The 23,674-nt window shown below is 71.4% G+C and carries 23 protein-coding genes; 10 read left to right on the plus strand and 13 right to left on the minus strand.

Annotated features, from left to right (window positions below; translation table 11 throughout):
* Positions 1-2 precede the first annotated feature (2 nt).
* Positions 3-260 carry a WhiB family transcriptional regulator gene (locus tag JI751_RS13350; RefSeq protein ID WP_121140335.1) on the minus strand — a complete coding sequence of 86 codons (258 nt, stop codon included), beginning with the start codon at positions 258-260 and terminating at the stop codon, positions 3-5.
* Between the two features lie 138 nt (positions 261-398).
* Between JI751_RS13350 and cofD the strand changes: the two genes are divergently transcribed.
* The 4 genes from cofD to JI751_RS13370 all read left to right on the plus strand — a co-directional run bounded on the left by cofD (position 399) and on the right by JI751_RS13370 (position 3,872).
* Positions 399-1,418: a 2-phospho-L-lactate transferase gene (cofD, locus tag JI751_RS13355; protein WP_307814206.1), complete on the plus strand. Its 1,020-nt coding sequence runs from the start codon at positions 399-401 to the stop codon at positions 1,416-1,418.
* Positions 1,415-2,347 carry a coenzyme F420-0:L-glutamate ligase gene (gene cofE, locus JI751_RS13360; RefSeq protein ID WP_201937367.1) on the plus strand — a complete coding sequence of 311 codons (933 nt, stop codon included), beginning with the start codon at positions 1,415-1,417 and terminating at the stop codon, positions 2,345-2,347. The genes cofD and cofE overlap by 4 nt, the downstream gene beginning before the upstream one ends.
* 62 nt (positions 2,348-2,409) lie before the next feature.
* Complete coding sequence (locus JI751_RS21105) at positions 2,410-3,147, plus strand: DUF3105 domain-containing protein (RefSeq protein WP_201937370.1); 738 nt, start codon at positions 2,410-2,412, stop codon at positions 3,145-3,147.
* Between the two features lie 17 nt (positions 3,148-3,164).
* Complete coding sequence (locus JI751_RS13370) at positions 3,165-3,872, plus strand: TIGR03089 family protein (protein ID WP_201937372.1); 708 nt, start codon at positions 3,165-3,167, stop codon at positions 3,870-3,872.
* Between the two features lie 13 nt (positions 3,873-3,885).
* Here the strand turns inward: JI751_RS13370 and JI751_RS13375 are convergent, their stop codons facing one another.
* The 10 genes from JI751_RS13375 to JI751_RS13420 all read right to left on the minus strand — a co-directional run bounded on the left by JI751_RS13375 (position 3,886) and on the right by JI751_RS13420 (position 16,449).
* A complete protein-coding gene (locus tag JI751_RS13375; protein WP_201937380.1) occupies positions 3,886-6,591 on the minus strand; it encodes an FG-GAP-like repeat-containing protein in 2,706 nt (901 codons plus the stop codon).
* A gap of 240 nt (positions 6,592-6,831) precedes the next feature.
* Entirely contained in the window at positions 6,832-7,623 is a 792-nt protein-coding gene (locus tag JI751_RS13380; RefSeq protein ID WP_201937382.1) for an ABC transporter ATP-binding protein, read from the minus strand.
* Positions 7,623-8,591: an ABC transporter permease gene (locus JI751_RS13385; protein WP_201937384.1), complete on the minus strand. Its 969-nt coding sequence runs from the start codon at positions 8,589-8,591 to the stop codon at positions 7,623-7,625. Before JI751_RS13385 ends, JI751_RS13380 begins: the two co-directional genes overlap by 1 nt.
* Complete coding sequence (locus JI751_RS13390) at positions 8,588-10,585, minus strand: glycosyltransferase (protein WP_201937391.1); 1,998 nt, start codon at positions 10,583-10,585, stop codon at positions 8,588-8,590. Before JI751_RS13390 ends, JI751_RS13385 begins: the two co-directional genes overlap by 4 nt.
* Positions 10,582-11,787 (minus strand): UDP-galactopyranose mutase, encoded by a 1,206-nt coding sequence (gene glf / locus JI751_RS13395; RefSeq protein ID WP_201937399.1) that lies wholly within the window; start codon positions 11,785-11,787, stop codon positions 10,582-10,584. The genes JI751_RS13390 and glf overlap by 4 nt, the downstream gene beginning before the upstream one ends.
* A gap of 49 nt (positions 11,788-11,836) precedes the next feature.
* Positions 11,837-12,763: a glycosyltransferase family 2 protein gene (locus JI751_RS13400; RefSeq protein WP_201937401.1), complete on the minus strand. Its 927-nt coding sequence runs from the start codon at positions 12,761-12,763 to the stop codon at positions 11,837-11,839.
* On the minus strand, positions 12,760-13,689 hold the full coding sequence (locus tag JI751_RS13405) for a glycosyltransferase family 2 protein (RefSeq protein ID WP_307814208.1): 930 nt from the start codon (positions 13,687-13,689) through the stop codon (positions 12,760-12,762). Before JI751_RS13405 ends, JI751_RS13400 begins: the two co-directional genes overlap by 4 nt.
* A 26-nt stretch (positions 13,690-13,715) precedes the next feature.
* Positions 13,716-15,254, minus strand: a complete 1,539-nt coding sequence (locus JI751_RS13410; RefSeq protein ID WP_201937403.1) for an LCP family protein — start codon at positions 15,252-15,254, stop codon at positions 13,716-13,718.
* Positions 15,255-15,344: 90 nt separating this feature from the next.
* The gene (locus tag JI751_RS13415) at positions 15,345-15,944 is read right to left on the minus strand and encodes a GNAT family N-acetyltransferase (protein ID WP_201937405.1); all 600 of its coding nucleotides are present in this window, start codon (positions 15,942-15,944) and stop codon (positions 15,345-15,347) included.
* A gap of 7 nt (positions 15,945-15,951) precedes the next feature.
* On the minus strand, positions 15,952-16,449 hold the full coding sequence (locus JI751_RS13420; protein ID WP_307814210.1) for an acyl-CoA thioesterase: 498 nt from the start codon (positions 16,447-16,449) through the stop codon (positions 15,952-15,954).
* A gap of 25 nt (positions 16,450-16,474) precedes the next feature.
* Between JI751_RS13420 and JI751_RS13425 the strand changes: the two genes are divergently transcribed.
* The 6 genes from JI751_RS13425 (at position 16,475) to JI751_RS13450 (ending at position 22,076) form a co-directional block, all read left to right on the plus strand.
* On the plus strand, positions 16,475-17,695 hold the full coding sequence (locus JI751_RS13425; RefSeq protein ID WP_201937410.1) for an LCP family protein: 1,221 nt from the start codon (positions 16,475-16,477) through the stop codon (positions 17,693-17,695).
* Between the two features lie 161 nt (positions 17,696-17,856).
* Positions 17,857-18,498, plus strand: a complete 642-nt coding sequence (locus JI751_RS13430; RefSeq protein ID WP_201937412.1) for a PadR family transcriptional regulator — start codon at positions 17,857-17,859, stop codon at positions 18,496-18,498.
* The gene (locus JI751_RS13435) at positions 18,495-18,935 is read left to right on the plus strand and encodes a DUF1707 SHOCT-like domain-containing protein (protein WP_201937413.1); all 441 of its coding nucleotides are present in this window, start codon (positions 18,495-18,497) and stop codon (positions 18,933-18,935) included. Before JI751_RS13430 ends, JI751_RS13435 begins: the two co-directional genes overlap by 4 nt.
* Positions 18,936-19,016: 81 nt before the next feature.
* The gene (locus JI751_RS13440; protein WP_201937415.1) at positions 19,017-19,541 is read left to right on the plus strand and encodes a hypothetical protein; all 525 of its coding nucleotides are present in this window, start codon (positions 19,017-19,019) and stop codon (positions 19,539-19,541) included.
* Positions 19,542-19,614: 73 nt separating this feature from the next.
* The gene (locus tag JI751_RS13445; RefSeq protein ID WP_201937417.1) at positions 19,615-20,391 is read left to right on the plus strand and encodes a YcnI family copper-binding membrane protein; all 777 of its coding nucleotides are present in this window, start codon (positions 19,615-19,617) and stop codon (positions 20,389-20,391) included.
* Positions 20,391-22,076: a copper resistance CopC/CopD family protein gene (locus JI751_RS13450; protein ID WP_236666294.1), complete on the plus strand. Its 1,686-nt coding sequence runs from the start codon at positions 20,391-20,393 to the stop codon at positions 22,074-22,076. The genes JI751_RS13445 and JI751_RS13450 overlap by 1 nt, the downstream gene beginning before the upstream one ends.
* Here JI751_RS13450 and JI751_RS13455 read toward each other — a convergent pair.
* Both JI751_RS13455 and JI751_RS13460 read right to left on the minus strand, forming a co-directional pair.
* A complete protein-coding gene (locus tag JI751_RS13455) occupies positions 22,054-22,893 on the minus strand; it encodes a DUF8832 domain-containing protein (RefSeq protein ID WP_201937421.1) in 840 nt (279 codons plus the stop codon). The two genes, JI751_RS13450 and JI751_RS13455, sit on opposite strands and share 23 nt — an antisense overlap.
* A gap of 23 nt (positions 22,894-22,916) precedes the next feature.
* Complete coding sequence (locus JI751_RS13460) at positions 22,917-23,660, minus strand: dienelactone hydrolase family protein (RefSeq protein WP_201937431.1); 744 nt, start codon at positions 23,658-23,660, stop codon at positions 22,917-22,919.
* Between the last annotated feature and the right edge of the window lie 14 nt (positions 23,661-23,674).

Here is a 23,674-nt window from a genome sequence, read left to right on the forward strand (position 1 = left end):
ACTCAGACGGCGCGCTTCTTGAGCTTGCGGCGCTCCCTCTCGGACAGACCGCCCCAGATGCCGAAGCGCTCGTCGTTCATCAGTGCGGACTCGAGGCACTCGTCGCGCACCTCGCAGGTGAGGCACACCTTCTTGGCCTCGCGAGTGGAGCCGCCCTTCTCGGGGAAGAACGCCTCGGGATCGGTCTGCGCGCACAGCGCGCGGTCCTGCCATCCCAGCTCCTCGCCCTCAGGCTCGAGGAGGAACAGTTCTGCTCTCATGGGTGATACGCCCTTTCGACCCTGCCAGAGAAGTGGCACTGCAAGCGTGAACGACACTGTGGGAATTACATGCCTGTCGTACCCCGCAAGTCAAGCCCGGATCTGATATGGCCAAACGCCGTACGGCAGGCTGGTCCTGTGCCATCATCCACGCCGCCGCTCAGCCGTATCACCGTCCTGTCGGGAGGTGTCGGCGGGGCAAGGTTCGTCCAGGGACTGCTGCACGGCCTGCGCTCCGGCGCGGTGCCCGGCGGCTCCGCCGACACCGAGGTCACCGTCATCGCCAACACCGCCGACGACTGGTGGATCCACGGGCTCAAGGTGTGCCCCGACCTCGACACCCTGATGTACACCCTCGGGGACGGGATCGACGTCGAGCGCGGCTGGGGCAGGCGTGACGAGACGTGGAGCGCGAAGACCGAGCTCGAGGCCTACGGCGTCGAGCCGACCTGGTTCGGGCTCGGCGACCGCGACATCGCCACCCACCTCGTACGCACCCAGATGCTCGAGGCCGGGTTCACGCTCTCGCAGGTGACCGAGGCCCTCTGCCGACGCTGGCAGCCGGGGGTGCGGCTGCTGCCGATGAGCGACGACCGCGTCGAGACCCACATCGCCATCGCGGACCCCGACAGCCCGAGCGGGCGGTCGGTGGTCCACTTCCAGGAGTACTGGGTGCGGCTCCGGGCCGCGGTGCCGGCCGAGACCGTCCTCGTCGTCGGCCAGGAGGCCGCCACACCGGCTCCCGGCGTCCTCGACGCCATCGCCGATGCCGACCTCGTGGTGCTGCCGCCGTCCAACCCGGTCGTCTCGGTCGGCACCATCCTCGGCGTGCCCGGGATCCGCGACGCGGTGCACGCGACCACCGCACCGGTGGTGGGCCTCTCCCCCATCGTCGGCGACTCCCACGTCCACGGCATGGCCGCCCAGATGCTGACCAGCATCGGCGTGGAGGTGAGCGCGGGCGCCGTCGGCGCGCACTACGGCCCCCGGTCGGCCGGCGGCGTGCTCGACGGCTGGCTGGTCGACACCCGCGACGCCGACCAGGTCCCCGGGCTCGAGGCGGTCGGGCTGCGCGCCCGCGCCGTCCCGCTGATGATGAGCGACCCCGCCGCGACGGCTGTCATGGCGGCGGCGGCCGCGGAGCTCGTCGCGTCGTGAGCAGGCTCGAGGTCTGGGCACCCGACGGCGTGCCCGAGGTCGCCGCGGGCGACGACCTCGCCGGCCTCGTGCTGGCCGCACTGGCCGACGGGGCAGCCGGGGCAGCCGGCCTTGCGGACGGCGACGTCGTGTCGGTGACGAGCAAGGTCGTGAGCAAGGCCGAGGGCCGGACCCGCGCGGGCGAGCGGGACGCCGCGGTCGACGTGGAGACCGTACGGATCGTGGCGCGGCGCGGTGCCACCCGCATCGTGCGGCACCGGCTCGGGCTGACGATGGCAGCCGCCGGCGTCGACGCGTCCAACGTGGAGAAGGGCTCGATCGTGCTCCTCCCGCTCGACCCGGACGCCTCGGCACGGTCGCTGCGCCGCGAGATCCACGAGCGCGCCGGGGTCAACGTCGGCGTGATCGTCACCGACACCGCCGGGCGGGCGTGGCGCGAGGGCCAGACCGACATCGCCATCGGGGCGGCCGGGTTGCTGGTGGCCGAGGACTTCGCCGGCCGCACCGACCCCTACGGCAACCAGCTCGCCGTCACCCTCCCGGCCGTCGCCGACGAGCTCGCCGGCGCCGCCGAGCTCGCGCAGGGCAAGCTGGCCGGCCGGCCCGTCGCCGTGATCCGCGGCAGGGCGGACCTGGTGCTGCCGCCCGGCGAGGACGGTCCCGGCGCCACCGCGCTGGTCCGCGCTGACGGGCACGACCTGTTCGGCTGGGGCGCCCGCGAGGCCGTCGTACGGGCGCTGGCGGGCGCGGCCGCGGACCGGCACCCCTTCGGCGCACCCGCCCCCGAGGACGAGCTGCAGGCCGCGCTCGACCGGCTGCCCGACCGGGCCGACCGGACCGCCGTGCAGGCGGTCTGCTTCGCCCACGGCTGGGTCGTCGACGGGTGGGAGAACGACGGCGTGTGCCGCGTCTCACCCGCGACTACGTAGACTCTGCCAGCGCAGCCCCACCGGCTGCCCCTCCAGCAGTCGACCGAGAGACCCAGAGCACCGTGGCCAAGCAGGCAAAGACCGACCGTCAGGCGGTCATCGACTCCATCCGCTCCCAGCAGGCGAAGGGTGAGAACCGACGCGGCATGGCCATCGTGGGCGTGTGCGTCCTCGTCGCCGTCCTCATCGTGGGCGCCGCGGCCTACAAGCCCATCACGGACTGGTACAGCCTGCGCTCCTACGCCTCCGACTCGCTGGGCGAGATCGGCGCCAAGGCCTCGGTCTGCCAGAAGGTCGTGACTAAGAAGGCCGAGGGCAACCAGGACCACGTCGAGGTCGGCACGCCCATGAGCTACCCCGACGCCCCGCCGGCCTTCGGCCAGCACTGGAACATGTGGGACAGCATGGACCGCAAGCTCTACACGACCTCGGACCGTCCCGAGCTCGGCGAGCTGGTGCACAACCTCGAGCACGGCTTCACGATCCTCTGGTACGACAAGACGATCGCCGACAGCGACGCCAAGATGGACGTGCTCCGCGGCATCGCCTCCAAGCTCCAGGGCACCACCAACCTCCGTGACAAGTTCAAGGCCGTGCCGTGGACCTCCGAGGACGGCAAGGCGTTCCCGAAGGGCCAGCACGTCGCCCTCACCCACTGGTCCGTCGGCGGTGCCGGCGAGACCGACCCGAGCAAGCAGGTCGGCGTCTGGCAGTACTGCTCCGACGTGAGCGGTGCCGCGCTGGAGACGTTCATGCAGGACTACCCCTACATGGACTCCCCCGAGCCCAACGCCGTCTGAGGCTCGCACCGCTCCCGATGGCCACCTTCGCCGAGGTGCTCGCCGCCCAGCTGCGGCGGGACCCGGGTCGACCGCTCCTGACGTTCTACGACCACGCCACGGACGAGCGCGTCGAGCTGTCGGTGACGACGTACGCCAACTGGGTGGCGAAGGCCGCCGGCCTCCTCACCGAGGTGGCCGACCTCGAGCGCGGGATGGCGCTGCGCATCGACCTGCCGCCCCACTGGCTGTCGCCGGTGTTCCTCGGCGCTGCGTGGAGCGTCGGCCTGCGCGTCACGACCGGTGACGAACCGGACGCCGTCGTCTGCGGCCCCGACACCCTCGGGGCCTGGGCTCCGCGCGCGGGTCGGCTGCCGGTGCTGGCGTGCAGCCTGCGGCCGCTGGGCGTCCGCTTCGCCGAGCCGCTCCCGGCCGGCGTGCTCGACGTGGGCGTCGAGATCTGGTCGCAGCCCGACGGCTGGACCGCGTGGGACCCGCCCACCGACGACGACCTCGCCACCGACGACCTGACGCAGCGGGAGGTGAACGAGCTGACGGCCGCCGCCGGGAGTTCTCTCACCGACGGCGGCCGTCTCCTCTCGGTGGCCGACCCGGCTTCCCCACCAGGAATGGCCACCTTCACCGAGCCCCTCGGACGAGGAGGCTCGCTGGTCCTTGTCCGCAATCCCGACCCGGACCGCCTCGACGGCGTCCACGACGCCGAGCGGGCGACTGCCCGAGCCTGACCGCGGCTCCCGCTCAGCCCGCCAGGTCGAAGGCCCCCAGTCCCTCGCCCAGCACCCGCGGCGCGGAGACACCCTTGCGCCGTCCACCGAAGACGTACGCCACGCCGCTCTGCCGCTCGCGGACGATGTAGTCCGCCTTGCCCTTGAGCTGCATCGGCTGCACCTCGAGGACCCAGTCGTAGCCCGACAGGTCGGTCGGCAGGCCGGCGGGCGAGGGCACCCCGCCCTTGACCGGCACGGGTGCGTTGAAGCCGCCGCCGGAGCCGGTCCAGACCGAGAGCACCCCGCCGGACGGCGTGCCGATCAGGTCCGGGATCCCGTCGCCGGTGACGTCGCCGACCGCGGTGAGACCGGCGATCCCGGCCCACCCTCCGCCGAGCAGCCTCGGCGCCGCGAGGGCCCCGGTGCCGTTGCCCGTGTAGAGGTAGAGCTCGCCGGCGGGGTTGCGGGCCAGGACGTCGCCGAAGCCGTCGCGGTTCACGTCGCCGGCGTTGAGGAGCGTGTCCATGCCCGCGAAGGAGACGCCGGCGTCGATCGGCGCACCGAGCTCGAAGGTGTCCCGGTTGGCGACCACGACGAGCTGCTCCTTGACCACACCCACGAGGTCCGCACCGTTGCCGCCCACCATCTGCGCGCCGGTGATGTGGCGCATCGACTTGAGGTTGGTGGCGGGGCCGAGCGCGGCGCCGTAGGTCCCGTCGCCGCGACCGGGCAGCAGCATCATGGTGCCGGCGTAGGTGCGCGCCACGAGGTCGGAGCGACCGTCGCCGTTGAAGTCACCGGCGACGTAGCGGTTGTAGCGCCAGGAGCCGGCGACCTTGGTCGGCTTCGCGAACCGGCCGGTGCCGTAGCCGGTCTGCAGGAGCAGTCGCTTCTTCGTGCGCAGCAGCAGGTCGGCGCGACCGTCGCTGTTGACGTCGCCGGCGCCGATGATCTGCAGGTAGTTGCCGTAGCCCTTGCGGGTGGCCTTGCGGTCGAAGCCGCCGCGGCCGGTGGCGATCAGCGTGGTCAGCCGGCCCTTGAAGCGGGCGACCAGGTCGTTGCGGCCGTCGCCGTTGACGTCACCGGCGGCGGCGAGCAGCGAGTAGCCGCGCAGCGACATCTTCTTGACCGTCTTGCCGAACTTGCCGTTGCCCTTGCCGGCACGGATGCGTGCCTCGCCGGACCGGTCGAGGGTGACGAGGTCGGCGTTTCCGTCACCGGTGAGGTCGGGCGACACGAGGACCTCGGAGACCTTGTTCCAGCCCTTCTTGCCGATCACCGTGCGCTTCTGGAACGACGTGAGGCCACCGGTGGGGATCACCATGCCGCGGCCGTCACTCGCCCGACGGACGACGAGGTCGGGGTACGGCGACGCGTCGAGGTTGTTCTGCGGGTCGGGCGCCGACACCGCGATCGGCACGACGACCGGCGTGACCGGTGCGGCCTGGGCGGCGTACTGCCGGATGAGCGGGAGCTGGGCGTAGAGGTACTTGCCCGGGCAGGCGGTCGAGCCGGCGTCGCGGTGGCCGTTGATCGCCTGGAACGTGCCGCTGCCGATCTTCTGCGACGTCGAGGCCGGGTCGACCCCGCTCAGCGAGAGCTTCCACGCGAAGAGCTGGCCGTAGGCCCGGAGCATCACGTCCGGCGGCTGGACGGTGTCGAAGTTGCCGATCGCGGACATCGCGAAGGAGTACTGGTTGTAGTTGAGCGTGTGCGCGCCGACGACCGGCTTGTCGATGCCGCCGTAGCGGCCCTCCCAGATGCGGCCGAACCGGTCGACGAGGAAGTTGTAGCCGATGTCGCTCCAGCCGCGGGACTTCACGTGGTAGGCGTAGATGCTCCGCAGGATCGCCGGGACCTGGGCCTCGGTGTAGTCGTTGGCGTTGACCGTGTGGTGGACGAAGCCGCCGTTGATCGTGCCGTAGCGCAGGGCGCTCTTGTCGCGGATGCTCTCGTCGGCGCCCCACTGGGCGCGGGAGAAGATCGTCGGCTGCGCGACGGTCTTGCTGGTCCTGGCGGACCGGAGGCTGATGCCGTCCTTCGAGCCGCTCACCATCGAGCCCTGCTCCGCGAAGTCGTCGTCGTACGTCGAGCCGCCGTCGGCGCCCTTCTCGACCTCGCTCGTCCTGGCCGCGCCCGGGTCGACCAGCGCCAGCGACAGGTCGTCGGGCAGCACGGTGCCGTCGGCGACCGCCTTGACCTGGACGTCGTCGACCTCGCCGACGAAGGTCGGCTCGGTGCCGGGGCGGGACCCGGCCGCCTCTGCGCTGCCGGCGTCGGGGCCGTGCTCGTCGTGGTACTCCAGGTCCTCCCAGTCGCTCCACTCGTCGCCGGTGCGGGTGCGCACCTGGAGCGCGATCTGGTCCTCCTCGAGGTCCTCGCCGTGCCGCCAGGTCACCCCGACCGCGGCGAAGCCGGCGACCGTCTGCGGCGTGCTGGTGACGCGTGCGGAGGTGGCCCGCCCGGCGACCGTACGACCGCGCAGCCCGGAGAAGCCGCCGCGGGCGCCGGTCAGCGGCACCTCGGTCACGGTGGGTGTCACCGGCTTGGTCGGCACGGTCGCCGACATCAGCTCGGCGGGTGCCGCCTGGCCGCTGTGCGCGGGCTGCTGGCCGGGGCGCTCACCGACGATGTCGAGGGAGACCACACCGGAGGCGGGCGTGAGGACGACGAGCACGACACCCAGGGCCAGCACCTGCTGGCAGAGGGTGACGAGACGGGCCTGAAGAGGTCGCACGAAAGATCAACTCCTGTGTGGGGGAAGGTCACACAAGGCAGGAGTTTCACACCAGTCACACCAGTCACGGAAGGGTTTCTGAGTAACTACACGCGTGTAATTTCCAGTCGACACGCCGTTACATTGGTGTAATTCTCGGCGATTCTGGCACGAAATGCACGCGAGCGGTGGTCCAGCGACACGTCCGCGTGGCGGAATGTGGCTGCACCACCGCTCGGGGCGGTACGTCGGCGGGGTGGGTCAGATGTCGTTGGCGAGTTCCTCGTCGCGCTCGTCGACCTCGCTCTCCTCCGCGTCCGGCTCGTCGTCGTCGCCGTCGTAGTGGAGGTACTTGATGGCTCCCTCGACGTCACCGTCGAATCCGACGACGCCCTTGTCGAGGACGATGGCGCGGTCGCACATCTTCTTCACGGACGCCGCGGAGTGGCTGACGTAGAACATCGTGATGCCGGACTCGCGGATCTCCTTCATGCGCTTGAGGCACTTGCGCTTGAAGGGCCGGTCCCCCACCGCCAGCACCTCGTCGGCGATGAAGATGTCGCAGTCGACGTGCACCGCCACGGCGAAGCCGAGCCGGGCGAACTGGCCGGACGAGTAGTTGCCCACGGGCATGTCGAGCTGGCGGCCGACGTCGGCGAACCCGGCGATGTCGTCGAACTTGGAGTCGGTCTCCTCCTTCGTCATCCCGAGCATGGCCGCGTTCATGTAGATGTTGTCGCGTCCGGACAGCTCGCTGTGGAAGCCCGCACCGGTCGCGATGAGGCCGGAGATCCGACCGCGGGTCAGCACCTGGCCCTCGTCGGGGGTCATCACGCCGCTCACCATCTTGAGCAGCGTGGACTTGCCCGAGCCGTTGAGTCCCATCAGGCCGATCGACTCACCCTGCTGGACCTCGAACGACACCCCGTCGAGCGCCCGGAAGCGGTCGGAGGCGTCGGCGTCGGTCTTCTTGGTGAGCACCTGCTTGAGCGTGCGGTGGTACTGGTAGCGGAACGACTTGGTGACGTTGTCGACGACGATGGAGGTGGTCATCAGAGGCGCTCCGGGATCGACTTCTCGAGGCGGGCGAAGACGTACTGCCCGAGGAGCAGCATGAGCACGCCGACAGCCAGCATGATGAAGCCGCGGGTGTAGAGGTGGTCGGCGAACTCGGGCGCCGGGATCGTGGAGCCGTCACCGTTGGGGTTCGGCATCATCGCGCAGGGCCCGTCGCACGTCGGGTACCAGAATCCGCGCTGGATCAGCTGGACGGCCTCGGCGACGGGGTTGGCGAGGTAGAGCTCGTGCCAGAACCGCGGGAAGCGGTCGTAGCTGATCCAGTAGGGGTACATCATCGGCGCGGTGAACGGCACCATGTTGATGAAGGTCTGCACGATGCGCTGGAAGTCGCGGAAGATCACGTTGACGCAGCTGAACATCAGCCCGAAGGCCGTGCCGTAGATCATGATCAGCAGGAAGCCGAGCAGCGCGGCGCCCATGCCGACGGCGTCGGGCACCCAGATCGGTCCGCCGCCGAACAGCCCGGTCGCGACACAGGCGAGCACCAGGATGATGAGCTGCGGAACCGCGTGCCAGAGCGAGACGAGCATCGAGGCCACGGGGAACATCTCCCGCGGCATGGCCATCTTGGCGATCACGCCCTTGTTGGACAGCAGCGAGCGCGTGCCCGCGGTGACCGACTCGGTGAAGTAGGTGACCAGCACCATGCCGGCGAACAGGTGGATCGCGAAGTTCTGGATCCCGAGCCCACGGCCCAGCAGCAGGCCGAAGACGGCGTAGAAGGTCAGGAACCGCGTGAACGGGTTGATGTAGGACCACAGCAGCCCGAACGCCGTACCGGCGTAGCGCGCCCGGATCTCGCGACGGACCAGCAGGCGCAGGAGGTAGCGCCGACGGAAGACCTCGAGGACCCCCGAGGTCCGCGACGGCGGGGCGAGCGGGACGTGGGCGAGGTCGTGACGCGCCTCGACGGTGCGCGCGTCAGCGTCGAGCTGGCTCACCTGTCATCGCCGTCGGGCTGGTCGATCCACGGGGCGAAGGTCTTCTCCCACGCCTCGGGCGAGGTGATGTCGCCGAGCGCCTCGCGGTACTGGCGGGCCAGCTCGGGCCACTCGCGGTGGTAGCGGCGGTGGATCTCAATCGTCCGCTTCATCAGGTCGCGGTAGTGGGCCGGGTCCCGCTTGTAGAGCGCCACCGACGAGCCGTCGTTCATCGACACCACGGCGGAGTCGTACTTCACGAGGTTCCACCACTTGGCGTCCATCGCGGTCAGCTCGGCCTCGGGGTACTCCCCCGACAGCTCGCGCACCGGACGCAGCTGGCGCAGCGGGGCGAGGGCCGCAGCGATGGCCGTGGCCTTGCGTCCCGGGATCTCGATGTCGGACTTGCCCTTCTTCGGCGGCTTCTTGCGTCGCACGGGCGGCAGGTCGTCGCGGTCGGCGTGCAGCTGCGCGTCGGACCACTGCTTGCGGAAGGCGTTGATGTCGGCCAGCTTGGTCGCGAGCTCGCCGTGCAGGGCGTGCGGGCCGCGCAGCACGTCCTCCATCGCCAGGTGGCGCAGCTCGGCGGTCGAGTACTGCAGCGACGCGACGTGCTTGACCTGGTGGTTGAGGCTTTCGCGCACCATCCGGCCGCCGCGCTCGTAGGGCGAGTGCAGCAGTGCGGCGATGATGCGATTGCGGTGGTGGAAGTAGGACTGCCAGTCCAGGCCGTCGTTCTTGTCCGTCCACGGCACGTGCCACACCGCGGCGCCCGGGAACGAGACCGTCGGGTAGCCAGCGGCCTTGGCCCGCAGGCCGAACTCGGAGTCGTCCCACTTGATGAAGATCGGCAACGAGAGACCGACCTCCTCGAGGACGACCCGCGGGATCAGGCACATGAACCAGCCGTTGAAGTCCACGTCGGCACGCTTGTGCAGCCAGCGCGACGAGCGCAGGTTGCGCGCCCCGAAGTCCCACTGGCTGTAGCCGTCGAGGCGGGTCTGCCACCAGAACCGCCACGGCTGCACGATCTCGCCGAACGAGTGCAGCTCGGAGCGGCTGTAGAGGTTGAACATGTGGCCACCGACGATCGTCGGCCGCTTGGCGAGGTCACCGAACGTGACGGCGCGGATGATCCCCTCGGGCTCGCAGACGACGTCGTCGTCCATCATCATCGCGTAGGTCGCCGTGCCCTTGCGGACGCTCTCGAGCTGACCGCGGGCATAACCGCCCGAGCCGCCGAGGTTGCCCTGCACGAGCACCCGCAGCTTGTCGCCGAGGCCGTCGCGGGCGGCCGGGAAGTAGGAGCTGTCGGTGACCTTGTCCTTGCCCTGGTCCATCACGAAGACGGTGTCGAGGTAGGGCTGGAGCTCCTCGGCCTGGCCGAGCTGGGTCAGCAGCTGGGCGCTCATGTCGGGGAGCATCGTCGTGATGCAGACGTCGACGGTGCCGTGCTCGGCGCGATCGGCCGGCACCTGCGCGGTCCACTCCGCGCCCTCGACGGTCGCGCCGTGGTCGCCGGCGACGACGTCGTACCAGTACCAGCCGCCGTCGACGAAGGGCTTGAGCGGGAGGGTGAAGGAGAACTCGCCGCCGTCACCCTCGACGGTCGCGGCGTCGACGCGCTGCGAGTGCCCGCGCGCCATCGACTTGTAGACCGTGACCATCGCGCCGGCCCCGGAGACGCGCACGGTGAGCTCGACCTGGTCCACGACGGTGTGCCGACGCCAGTAGGAGGCGGGGAAGGCGTTGAAGTAGGTGCCGAAGGACAGCAGCTGCGACGGCTCGAGCCGCAGCGCGGTGCGTGAGCGGATCTGGTCGGGGTGCAGCTTGCGCCCGGTCGACGTCGACTGACGGATGGCGGCGTTGTTGAGGTCCTTGGCCGCCTTGTCGCCCCCGACCGCATCGCGGTCGGTGTCGAGCTTGGCGTCCTCGAGGTCGACGTAGAGCGGGAACACGTCGGTGTCGCGGTCGATCGGCAGGATCTGCCGCTGGAGCAGTCGGGTGGTGCTCATGCGTCGATGCCTCCGCTCGTCAGCTCAGCGCCCTCGGTGAAGTGCGGCTTGAGCTTGTTGTCGTACATCGACAGCGCGGCGCCGATCGCCATGTGCATGTCGAGGTACTTGTAGGTGCCGAGCCGGCCGCCGAAGAGGACCATCGGCTCGGCCTTGGCGAGCTCGCGGTACTTCAGCAGCTTGGCGCGGTCGTCGGCGGTGTTGACCGGGTAGTAGGGCTCGTCGCCCTCCTCGGCGAAGCGGCTGTACTCGTGGACGATCACGCTCTTGCCCGGCAGGTGGGTCTTCTCGCGCTCGGGGTGGAAGTGCTTGAACTCGATGATGCGGGTGAAGGGGACGTCCTGGTCGTTGTAGTTGACGACGCCGGTGCCCTGGAAGTCGTCGGTGTCGACGACGCTCTCCTCGAGGTCCACGGTGCGCCACGACAGGCGGCCCTCGGAGCTGCCGAAGTACTCGTCGACGGGGCCGGTGTAGACGATCGGGACCTTGCCCTTGTAGTCGTCAGCAACAGCGAAGAAGTCGGTCTCGAGGCGGACCTCGATGTTGGGGTGGTCGGCCATCTTGGTCAGCCACGCGGTGTAGCCCTCGGTGGGCAGGCCCTCGTAGGTGTCGCTGAACCAGCCGTTCTGGAACGTGTAGCGCACCGGGAGCCGGGTGATGATGTCGGCGCTCAGCTCGGTGGGGTCGGTCTGCCACTGCTTGGCCGTGTAGCCCTTGATGAACGCCTCGTAGAGCGGGCGGCCGATCAGGCTGATCGCCTTCTCCTCGAGGTTGGAGGCGTCCTCGGTCGCGATCTCGCTCGACTGCTCGGCGATCAGCGCCCGCGCCTCCTCCGGCGTGTGCGACTTGCCGAAGAACTGGTTGATGAGCGCGAGGTTCATCGGCAGGGAGTAGACCTGCCCCTGGTACTTCCCGAAGACGCGGTGCCGGTAGTCGGTGAAGGACGTGAACCGGTTGGCGTACTCCCACACGCGCTCGTTGGAGGTGTGGAAGAGGTGGGCGCCGTACTTGTGGACCTCGACGTTGGTCTCGGGGTCGCGCTCGCTGTAGGCGTTGCCACCGAGGTGGTGACGCCGCTCGAGGATGAGCACGCGGAGGCCCAGCTCCTCGGCACAGCGCTCGGCGATGGTCAGACCGAAGAGGCCGGCACCGACGATGACGAGGTCGGGAAGGGGGGCGTCGTGGGTGGTGCCCTGGGACAAGGGAGGAACTCCTGTGGTTGTGGCGGCGCCGTGGGAGGCGCGCTCGAGTCTAGCGAGGGGGACGGGCCGGATCGGACACGCGGCGCATGCCCCGCGCGGAGGCCATGGCGCGGATCACGTTGCGGGCCTCGGCGCGCCCGCCGCGCAGCGGGCTGAGCAGCACCACGGCCGCGGTGATCAGCCACGGCTTGAGCCGGACGAGGACGTTCTCCCCGTGGCGCAGGTGCACCACGAAGAGGTTGCGGTACATGTAGAAGCCCTTCCACCCGCTCAGGTCGTGCTGCTGGTTGAAGTCGAGCTGGCGCACCAGGACCGCGTCGCGCACCGCCCACACGTGCCGGCCGCTCTCCCGCGCCCGTACCGCGAAGTCGACGTCGTCGTAGAAGATGAAGAACGCCGGGTCGGGGAAGCCGATCTCCTCGACCACGCTGCGGCGGACCATGAAGCCCTCGAAGGCGACGTTCTGCACCTCGACCAGCGGCGGCATCGATGCGCGGCCGGCGTACGTCGAGTCGACGGAGGCGCGCTTGGGGCGGATCGCGAGCGGGTTGCGGAGGTCGAAGTCGGTGGCGGCCTTCTCGACGAGGGCGCCGCTGAGGTCCTCACGGACCGCAATCAGGCAGTCCTCGTCGACCGCCATCAGCGCCGCCAGGCAGTCGGGTGCCGGCACCACGTCGTCGTCCATCAGCCAGGTCCGGTCGAAGCCGCCGTCGTACGCCGTCCGCACGCCGCGGTGGAAGCCGCCGGCACCGCCGACGTTGTCCTGCGTGATGACCTCGAGCGGCAGGTCGGCGCGCGCCACCCGCTGGGCGAGCACGTCGGCGGTGTGGTCGGTGCTGCCGTTGTCGATCACGATGACCGCGTCGGGACGGTGGCTCTGGGCGGCCAGCCCGTCGAGCATGCCGACGAGCAGGTCCGCACGGTTGTGGGTGACCACCACGACCGCGACGGTCTCGCGGGTGGGCCCGTCGCTCACGAGAGGTACCGCCGGTGCCCGTCGAAGTCGCCGGCGATGCCGGCGCGCATCGCCCGCAGGCTCAGGCGGAGCCGGCCCAGGCTCGGCCGGGTGAAGGTGTAGAACCACGCGGTCTTCACGACGAACGCGGCAGCGTGGAGCGGGCCGCGGTAGTCGCGGAGGTTGACCAGGTTGTTGCGCGCCATGCAGTAGTGCTTGAGGTCACTCGGCGAGTCGTTGTAGGTGGTGCGGCCGAACATCATCGGCGTCCCGAGGTTGCCGACACTGGGATGCCGCACGGTCGCGGTGACGACGGTGGCGACGCGGGCGCCGGCCTCCTCGGCGCGCAACCGGTACTCGTGGTCGTCGCCCCAGATGAAGAACTCCTCGCGGGGCAGGCCGATCAGGTCGACGAGCTCCTTGGTGACGAGGACACCGTTGAAGGGGATGACGATCCCGTCGATGCGGTCGTGGGAGGCCGCCTTCCGCACGTCCTCGACGGCGTGCACCACACGGGCGCCGCCGGGGAGCCGGATGGGGAAGACCAGCCGGCCGGGGTCGGCCTCGTCGACGACCAGCGGCCCCCAGAAGTCGAGGTTGTCGGTCTCCTCGAGGAGCCGGTCGAGGCAGTCGTGGTCGGGCAGGCCGTCGTCGTCCATCAGCCAGACCAGGTCGGCCTCGCGGTCGATGGCCCACGCCAGGCCGTCGTGGAAGCCGCCCGCTCCCCCGCGGTTGGTGCTCAGCGTGCGCGAGCGCAGCGGGATCTCGCCGGTGTGGCCGCGGGCGTCGAGCCAGTCCCCCGTGCCGTCGGACGAGGCGTTGTCGACCACCAGCACCTCGCCGAGACCGTCGATCTCACCGAGCCGCTCGACCAGCTTCTCCAGCAGGCCGAGGCGGTTGAAGGTGACCACCACCGCGATGATGCGGGGCAGCGGTCCGGTGGTCACGGCGTACACCCTAGGGCGCGGCGAGGTCAGCACACCGCGCCGAGGTCCTCCGACTCGTTGGCGGCGTAGCCCTCGGCCATCGAGCCGACCGAGCCGCCCGTGACGGACTGCGGCGCCTCGGGCGTCGGGGTCGGGGACGGCTGGGCGGCCGGGGTCGAGGTCTCCTCGGCGACGGGCGCCTCCGTCGTCGCCGGAGCCTCCTCCGCGGGAGCGGCCTCGGCCGTCTCCTGGGCGGGCGGCTTGGCGCCCTCGGCCCTGGCGATGGCCGCGGCCACCTTCTTCTGCACGAGGGCGATGTCGGGGTGGGCGGTGTTGATCATCGGCGGGACGAGCGACAGCGTGGCGATCTTCTGGCTCTTGGCCTTGAGCGCCAGGTCGACGAACCGGTCGACCTCGCCGCGCGGGATGTCGGTGGACACCATCGCCTCGCTGGCTCCGGCGATCTGCTCGAAGTTGCGCAGCGCGACCTGCGGGCTGACCTGCTGGAGCATCGCGCTCATCACGCACTTCTGCCGGGCCATGCGCGAGTAGTCGTCGGACCCCTCGCGGGCGCGGGCGAACCAGAGGGTGTCGTGGCCGTTGAGCTTCCGCTTGCCGGGGTCGATGTAGTGGAAGGTCTTCTCCCAGGGCAGCCCGACCGGGATCGGCTGGCGGACGTTGAGCTCGACCCCGCCGACCGCGTCGACCAGGTCCTTGAAGCCCTCGAGGTTGACCATCGCCCAGTAGTTCATCTTGAGGCCGGTGATGCCCTCGATCCCCATGATCGTCGCGTCGACGCCGGGGTTCTTCGAGCCCTTGAAGAGCGCCGCGTGGTCGAGCGCCCAGGTGGACAGGCCGTTGAGGTACATCCCCTCGACGTCGAAGCCGTCGGGGAACTGCTCGGCCATGACCGAGCCCTCGGCGAACGGGAAGTTCTGCATGTTGCGCGGCAGCGAGATGAGCACCGTCTTGCCGGTCTCGGCGTCGATGCTGGCGACCGTCATCGAGTCGGGGCGCAGGCCCCACCGGCCGGCTCCGGAGTCGCCGCCCATCAGCAGCACGTTGTAGCGGCCGTGGTGGGCGTCGACGGCCGCGCCGTTGCCGAACATGGAGATCATGAAGTCGCGCTGCACACCGACCACGTGGGCGCCGAAGAGCAGCGCGCCGGCGACGCTGAAGCACAGGAAGCCGTTGACCCCCACGATCGCCAGCCGGTGCTGGCGCTGGAGGGTCAGGGGCTGGCCGAGCCGCCAGGCGTCGACGAACAGGTAGGCCCAGCCGATCGCGAGGACCATCAGGCCAATCCGCAGGCCCTGGAGCACCATCGTGTTGGTGCCGGCCCAGAACGCGACGCCGTGCCAGAAGAAGGACGCCACCAGGGTGCCGAGGCCCACGAGCACCAGCACGGCCCAGGTCCGCAGCGCGATCCGGCCGGTGCGGCGGTTGCCCGAGACGAGCTGGGCCGATCCGGGGAGCAGGAGCGTCATCAGCATCAGCGTCACCGCGCGTCGGAACCGGACGCGTTGCGCGCGGTCGAGCGTGGTGAACCGCATCTGGTGCGACCCGGAGGGCGTGGCGGGCGGCATCGGGGGGCCTTTCAGCTGGGGGAAGTCAGCCCGCCCAGTATCACCAGTCACACCCGTCCCACAGGTGCGCGACTCGCCGTGGCCCGCAGGTCAGCGGACGATGAGGTCGGGAGCCCACCCCTCGGTGGCGACCTCCTCGACGAACAGGTCGTCGGGCTCGCGGTCCAGGAAGACGAGGCGTACGGCGTCGGGGTCGGGATTGCCGTCGTCCGGCCCCCGCCAGACCAGGCGCATGCCGAGCTTCTCGGCCGTCCGACGCGAGGCGACGTTGTGCTCGAGGAGGAACGCGAGCACCGGTCGCTCGGCGGCGACGTCGTGGGCGGCCTCGAGGGCGGCCCTCCCCATCTCCACGGCGTACCCGCGACCGTGCACCCGCTGGTCGAAGCGGTAGTAGAGGTTCCACCACCCGCGACCGGCCAGCGCCTCGTCGGGACGCAGGCAGCCACCGCGGCCGACGACCGGCCCACCGTCGGCGTCGCGCACCGACCAGTAGGCGAGCCCGTCGCGCGCGAAGCGACGCCGGCTCGCGCCGACCATCGTCGCTCCCGCTGCCGGGTCGGTGACCCGGCCGGACGGGAAGTGCCGCCAGGACGCCGGGTCGCTGTGGATCGCGAAGAGCGCGTCGGCGTCGGCGTCGACGGGCTCGTCGAGCCAGAGGCGCTCGGTCCGGACGTGGGACCAGCGCGTCACCCCTCCCTCACTCCGACCGGCCCTGGTCGATCTCGGCCTTGCGGGCGAGCCGGTGCGCGCGCCGGATCTCGGCCTCGCGCTGACGGCGTACGTCGCTCTCGGTCTCGGTCTGGAGCGGTGGGACGCGACGCGAGCGGCCGTCCTCGTCGATCGCGACGAACACGAAGTAGGCGCTCGCCACGTGCAGCGGCGCGTCGGCGGCGTCGCCCCACGGCTGCGCCTCGACCCGCACGCCGATCTCCATGGAGGAGGTGCCCGCCCAGTTGACCTGGGCGTAGGTCTTGATGATGTCGCCGACGTGCACGGGCTCGAGGAAGGTCATCTCGTCCATCGCCGCGGTCACCGCAGGACCGCCACTGTGGCGGTAGGCCACGGCACCGGCGGTCGAGTCCGCGAGCTTCATGATGTCGCCACCGTGGACGTTGCCGAGCAGGTTGGACTCGGTCGACGAGGCGATGATGCCGAGGCTCACCCGGCTGTACGACGTGGTGCGGGCCTCTGTCACGAACGGCACGGTAGCGTCTTCTCCCATGGCTGATCGTCCGCAGGGCTCCGGGATGCCCGAGAAGGGAACGCCGGAGTACGACTGGCTCTACGGAGGCAAGTCGCAGTCCCCGCCGTCCGACTCGACGCAGCGGGTGCCCACCCAGGGAGCCGCCGCATCCGGTCGTCCCGACGAGACCCGCGTGATGCCGGCCGCGCGGCGCGAGGAGCGCGCCGGCGGCGGACAGCCGCCCACCGACCGCCGGATGCCGGCCGCCTCTCCCCCGGCCCAGAAGCCGAAGCCGAAGAAGCGCCGCTGGCGCCCCCGCCTGCGGCTCGGCCTCATCCCGCTGCTGCTCCTGCTGGTCCTGGTCTACCTGGCCGGCGTGCCGCTCTACCACTGGACGCAGATCGAGAAGGTCGACGCCGAGCCCAGCGGCGGCAAGCGGCCCGACGACCAGCCCGGCACCAACTACCTGATCGTCGGCTCGGACAAGGCCGACGACCTCACCGACGCGCAGCGCAAGGTCCTCAAGACCGGCGAGCGCGGCGGCACCAACACCGACACGATCATCGTGCTGCACACCGGCTCCGGCGGCCGCACGATGATGTCGATCCCGCGCGACACCCTGACCGAGGTGCCGGGCGAGGGCACGCAGATGATCAACTCCGCCTTCGCCAGCGGCGGCGCCCCCAAGCTGGTGGCCACCGTCGAGGCGCTGACGGGCATCCACATCGACCACTACGTCGAGCTCGGCTTCGGCAGCGTGATCAACACCGTGGACGCCTTCGGCGGGGTGGAGATCTGCCCCAAGCAGGACATGAAGGACCCGCTGGCCCGCCTCGACATCACGAAGGGCTGCCAGGACGTCGACGGCCTCACCGCGCTGGCGTACTCCCGCTCGCGGCACGTCACCGCCCTCAGCGACCTCGACCGCGTCGCGCGCCAGCGCGAGGTGATCAGCGCGCTCGGCGACGAGGCGCTGACGCCGTGGACCTTCGTCAACCCCGTGCGCTACTGGAAGATCAACGACGCCGCGTCCGGCGCGATCCGGGTCGACGAGGGGATGAACCCGATCGACCTCGGTCGCTTCGCCCTCGCCATGACCGGCGACAGCCAGACCTGCACGATGCCCAACCTGTCGGCGCCCAGCGACCCCAACCGGATCATCGCCGACCCCGACCGGGCGCCCGCGCTCTTCACCGCGATCATCGAGGACACCACGGTGCCGAAGCGGGCCTGCACCCCGACGGGCCGCGCCCGCTAGAGCCCACCCTCGCCACGCCGGGAGCGGTGCGTCAGGAAGATTTCGGAGGTCCGGGATCCTCCTCACGCACCGCTCTTGCGCGCTCCCCCAGCTCGACGTACGCTCACGATATATCGCGATAGACCAGCGATAGATCACGTACTGACCCGAGGGAGCACGACATGGGACACCACTGGCCCGGGGCGGACTGGCCCCAGGACGACCGACACCGCCCGCGCCACGGACGCCGACCGGGCGGTCCGCCGCCGTGGCTCGGCGACATCCTCGGCTTCGTCGGCGCCACCCAGGCGCCGCCGCCGCAGCGCGGCCCCAAGGTGCGGCGCGGTGACGTCCGCACCGCGATCATCGACGTGCTCCACCGTGCCCGCACCGCCGAGGAGCCGATCAACGGCTACCAGGTGATCCAGGAGATCTCCGAGCTCAGCAACGGCGAGTGGCGCCCCTCCCCCGGCTCGGTCTACCCGACGATCCAGCAGCTCCAGGACGAGGGACTCGTCGAGGCCGACGACGAGCGCGGCCGCCGTACGATCCGGCTCACCGACGCCGGCACGGAGTGGGCCGAGGCCAACGCCGACGAGCTCGCCTCGGTCTGGGCGCCCTTCGCCCGTACGGAGCCGGTGCGCAGCGACCAGCCCTCGGGCCAGGCCGACATCAAGAGCGAGATCGGCCAGGTCGTCAGCGCCGTGTGGCAGCTCGCCACCCAGGGCTCGGACCAGCAGAAGAAGGCTGCCCTCGACGTCCTCGTCGACACCCGCCGCCGCCTCTACGGCATCCTCGCGGACGGACGGGACGGCGAGCGATGAGCGACCCGCTCCACGACCCGAGGACGCGCATCGCCGACAGCGACCGCGAGCGCGCCATGGCCGACCTCGCCGGTCACTACGCCGACGGGCGCCTCGACCACGAGGAGTACGACGAGCGGCTCGACGCCATCTGGACGGCGCGGACCCGCGCCGACCTCGCGGTGCTCTTCAGCGACCTGCCCCGACCGCAGGTGACCCATCCCCCCGCGCAGGCCCGGCCCAGGGCCCAGCTCGGCGGTCCCCGTCGCCGCTTCCCGCTCCTGCCGGTCATCGCCGTGCTGGTGCTGCTGAGCGCGCTGACCAACGCGCCGTTCTGGCTGCTGATCTTCCCGCTGATGTTCTTCCGCTCGCGCCGCGGCGCGTCGGCGTGCGCGCCGGGCCACGGCTTTCGAACGAGCCACGGCCACGCGCACACCGACTACCGACGTCACCGCTAGGCGAGCGGTCCGGGCTGGACCACGACCCCGCTCGCCGGGGGCCTCTGCGACGATGTCCCGGTGAACGTGGAGGCGAGGGTGGTGCGCAGGCGTGCGCCCCACGTCGTCGCGCGCGCCCTCGCCGCGACCGTCGTGGTCCTCGTCGGCGCGCTCTCCGCCCACACCTGGGCCGGCGGCACGGTCCCGACCGGACCCGGGCTGGCGCTCGTCGCCGCCGTCGTCCTCTCCGGCGGCCTCGTCCTCTTCACCCGGCGGGTGCCCCTGTGGGCGCTCCTGCCGGTCGTCGCCGTGGCTCAGCTCGGCCTGCACGAGAGCTTCGGCCTCGTCGCCGAGCACAGCCACGAGCCGATGTCGGCCATGTCGGCCGACGCGGGCTGGACCTGGCAGATGGTGGCCGCCCACGTCTTCGTCACCCTGCTCACCGCCTTCCTGTGGTGGGTGGGCCGGCGCGCGGCGTCCTACGTCGTCGCGCTCCTGGTCGGGGCCGCGCTGCCCGTCACGACCCGGCAGCGACCGCGCCCGGCCGACGTACGCCTCGGCGCCTCGCTCGTGCACCTGCTCGTCCCTCCCGGCCGCGGTCCGCCGCTGGTGGTCCTGCCCGCCTGAGCTCCGCCTGCGCACGTGCGGACCAGGGGGCACACGCGACCCCAGACCCGCACGACCACCCAGGAGAACACCCATGTCCAGCCGTACCCTGACGCGCCCGCTCACCCGGATCGCCGTCCTCCCCGCCGCCACCGCGGCCATCGCCCTCTCGCTCGTCGCACCGGCGAGCGCCCACGTCACGGCCACCCCGAGCGACGCCTCGGCCGGGGCCTTCACGATCGCCACCTTCAGCGTCGGCCACGGGTGCGAGGGCTCGCCCACCACCAAGGTCGAGATCCAGGTGCCCGAGTCGGTGCTCTCGGTGACGCCGACGCGCAACCCGCTCTACGACGTCGAGGCCACGATCGAGCAGCTCGACGAGCCGCAGACCGACGCCCACGGCAACGAGGTCACCGAGCGCACCTCGACGATCGTCTACACCGCACGCACGCCGCTGCCCGACGGGCAGCGCGACACCTTCGAGCTGTCCTTCCAGGTCCCGGACGCCGAGGGCGAGCTGCTCTCGTTCCCGACCATCCAGACCTGCGAGAAGGGCGAGACCGCCTGGACGCAGATCCCCGCCGACGGGCAGGACGAGGACGAGCTGGAGAGCCCGGCTCCGGGCTTCACCATCCTGGCCGCGAGCGGCGAGGGCCACCACGGTGACGAGGCCGCTCACGAGGACGAGGAGTCGGCGGACGGCGCGGCCGAGCAGGCGTCCGACGAGGCTCCGGGGGCCGAGGGCACCGCTGCGGACGCCGATGACGCCGACAGCGGCTCCTCGGCGCTCGGCTGGGCCGGCCTCGTCGCCGGCCTGCTCGGCCTGGCCGCGGGCGGACTCGCCCTGGCCCGGACGCGCTCGACCACGTGATGTCGCCGGCGCGACCGGCACGGTGGCACCTGACCTCCCTCTGGGGGCCGGTCGCCGCCCTGCTGGTCGCGCTCGCGATCGTCCTGGGCGGCGTCTCGCCGGCGTCCGCGCACGCCGAGCTGGTCAGCACCGACCCCGAGGAGGGAGCCGTCGTCGAGACGGCCCCCGCCGAGGTGACGCTGACCTTCAACGAACCGGTGCGGCTCACGTCCCAGCAGATCGCGGTCTACGACGCCGAGGGCGACCCGGTGGACGCCTCGGCCGGTGCGAACGGCCCCGCCGTGACCGTCACGCTTCCCGGCGCGGCCGACCTCGCCGACGGGACCTACGTCGTGTCCTGGAACGTCCTCTCCGGCGACGGCCACCCGATCTCGGGCGCCCTGACGTTCTCCGTCGGCGCCCCGAGCGCGAGCGTGTCGGCACCACCCGCGCCGGAGACGTCGTCGTGGGCGGTCGAGGTGGTCCGCGACGTCGTCACGGTCGCGTCGCTCGTCGGCCTGCTGCTGGCGGCTGGGCTCGCGATCTTCCTCGCCCGGGTGCTCCCCGGCTCGTGGGACGGCACCGACACCCGGAGGCGGCTGCGCCGCCTGCTCACGTACGCCGCCGGGGCGGGCGCCGCCGGCTTCGTCCTCCAGGTGCCGGTGGCAGCCGTCTACGGCCAGGGCCTCGAGCTCGTCGACGTCGTGTCGGCGTTCGACGCCGGGTCCGTCCTCAACGAGCTGGTCAGCGCCGGCCTCGTGCTGCTGGGGCTGGGCATGGTCGTCCGCGGGGCACGGACCGCCCCGCCCGACCCGACCGACCGTGCCCTGCTCCTGGCCGGCGCGCTGGTCGCGCTGCTGGGGCCGTCGCTGGTCGGGCACACCCGCGCCTTCGCCCCGGCTCCCGTCCTCGTCGCATGGGACGTCATCCACGTCACCGCCGGCGCCGTCTGGCTGGGCGGCCTGGTCGGGCTCGTCCTGTCGCTGCGGGCGCTCGCCGGTCGCGAGGTGCTGGCCGCCCAGACCCTGTCGCGGTTCTCGACGATCGCCGCGTTCGCGCTGGTCGTCGTCTCGGCCGCGGGCGCGTTCCTCGCGTGGCGGATCCTCGGGTCGTGGGCCGGGTTCGTCGAGACGGCGTACGGCTGGTTGCTGCTGGCGAAGATCGGCATCGCCCTCGTGGTGGCCGCGATCGGCGGCTGGAACCGGTGGCGCACCCTCCCCGCGGTGCAGGCGGCTGCCGGGTTCGGCGACCGCGAGCGTGCGGCCGCCGCGGTGACGCGGACCGTGCGCGTCGAGGCGGTCCTGCTCGTCGCGCTGCTCGGCGTGACCGGGTTCCTGGTCAACCAGTCCCCCCGGCCCGCGCCGGTGACCGTCGCGTCGGGTGCGACGGGCGTCGAGGCCGCCACGATCGGCGACGACCTGCGGGTGCTCGCGGTGATGGACCCGCGCCGCACGGGGACCAACACGCTCCTCGTGCAGGTGCAGGACGCGGCCGGGGATCCCTACGACCCGCCGACCGCACCGACCGTGGAGGTGCGCTCCGACGAGCTCGACCTCGGCGCCGTGGCCGTCCGGTCGATCGCCGCGGGCACCTACCGTGGCGAGCTCGTCGTGCCGCGCGTTGGCGAGTGGGACGTGCAGGTCAGCATCCGGCTCAGCAGGTTCGACAACCCGGTGACCACTGTCACGCTGACGATCCGACCGTGAGCTCCACCGGGACCGTGTGCAGGAACCCGTCGACCCTGACCTGGACGAAGAGCCGGTAGTCCCCCGCCTCCTCCACGTCGGCGTGGAAGGTCAACGACGATCCGTCCTCGGTGATGTCCGGTGCGTCCAGCGGGTGCAGGTGGATCATCGAGCCGGTGGCGGTCTGGAAGCCGGTCACGTGCCCGTAGGCGCCGAGGTAGGTCCCGAGGTTCACCGGGTCGCCCTGCTCGTCGCGGACCACGAGCCGCAGCAGGCCGTTGGGCCCGGTCGACGGGGCCTGGGCGACGGTCACGTCCACCACCGGGTCCATCGCGGCGGTGTCGCCCGGGTCGCCGGGCGGCAGCGCGAGCTGCTTGCCCAGGACGACGTGGTCGCCGTTCCCGCCCTCGTCGCGGGCGACGAACTCGGCGACGACGCGGTAGGAGCCGGCGTCCGGTACGTCGAACGGCGCGGTCCACGTGCCGGCCTCGTCACGCGTCGGGTGCAGGTGGCGGAAGACGGTGAGGTCGTCGCTGACGACGTAGAGGTGCAGCTCCTTGGTGAGCTCCTCGACGTAGTCGGTGACCGGCTCGCCGTCGGAGTCGTCGATCCGGAACGCCAGCTCGCCGATCCCGTTGGCTCGCTCACGCACCTGGACGCCGTCGAGGGAGTAGCCCACCTCCGACGAGGTCGTCCCGTCCCCGACCGCCATCGACACCATCACGCCACCGGCATGGGAGTGGCCGGCGGCGACCTGCTCGGACCCGCCGGAGCTGCACCCGGTGGCCGTCGCGCCGAGCACGGCGGCGAGGGCGAGGCCGACAGCGGTACGGGTCACGGCTCCAGTATGGCGGGGCACCGTCAGCGGCCGAGCGTCGAGACCAGCAGCGCCCGGAGGCTCTCGAAGTGCCGCTCCGCCGACTCCTCGTCGTACATCGACGTGTCGGCCATCGAGTAGCCGTGCGGGCCGGGGAACACCTCGTTGACCGCCTCGAGCCCGGCGGCGTCGAGCGCCTCCCCCAGCGCGGCGACGGCCTCGGGCGGCATCGAGCCGTCGTGGTCGGCGTGGCCGAAGGCGAAGGCCGCCCGCGCGGTCGCGAGCGCGAGGTGCGGGCTGTCGGGAGCGTCCGTGACGAGCCCACCGCCGTGCCAGCCACCGACGGCCGCCACGCCGGTGTCGAGCCCGGCGGCGCGTACGGCGATCCGCGCACCCATGCAGTAGCCCGTGACGCCGACCCGGTGGCCGGTCACCTCCGGCAGCCCGCGCAGCGCGGCCAGGTAGACCGGGAGGTCCTTCTCGACGAGGTCCGGCGTCAGCGCCTTGACCCGCGCCATCGCGCCGCCCATGAACGCCTCGCGCGCGCCGGCCTCGCGCAGGTCACCGGTCGGAGCGAGCTCGGACGCCGACCCCTCCCGGAAGAACACGTGCGGCACGAGCACGGTGTAGCCCCACGACGCGATCCGGTCGGCCATCTGCTCGATCTGCGGCCTCAGGCCGATCGCGTCGACGATGAACAGCACGCCCGGCGCGGGACCACCGCCCGGAGGGATCGCCACGTAGGCCTCCGCGTCGCCGTCGGGCAGGGACAGGGTGAGGGTGGGCACGACCCGAGGCTAGC

The sequence above is a fragment of the Nocardioides baculatus genome (genome assembly GCF_016735675.1).
Classification (GTDB): Bacteria; Actinomycetota; Actinomycetes; order Propionibacteriales; family Nocardioidaceae; genus Nocardioides; species Nocardioides baculatus.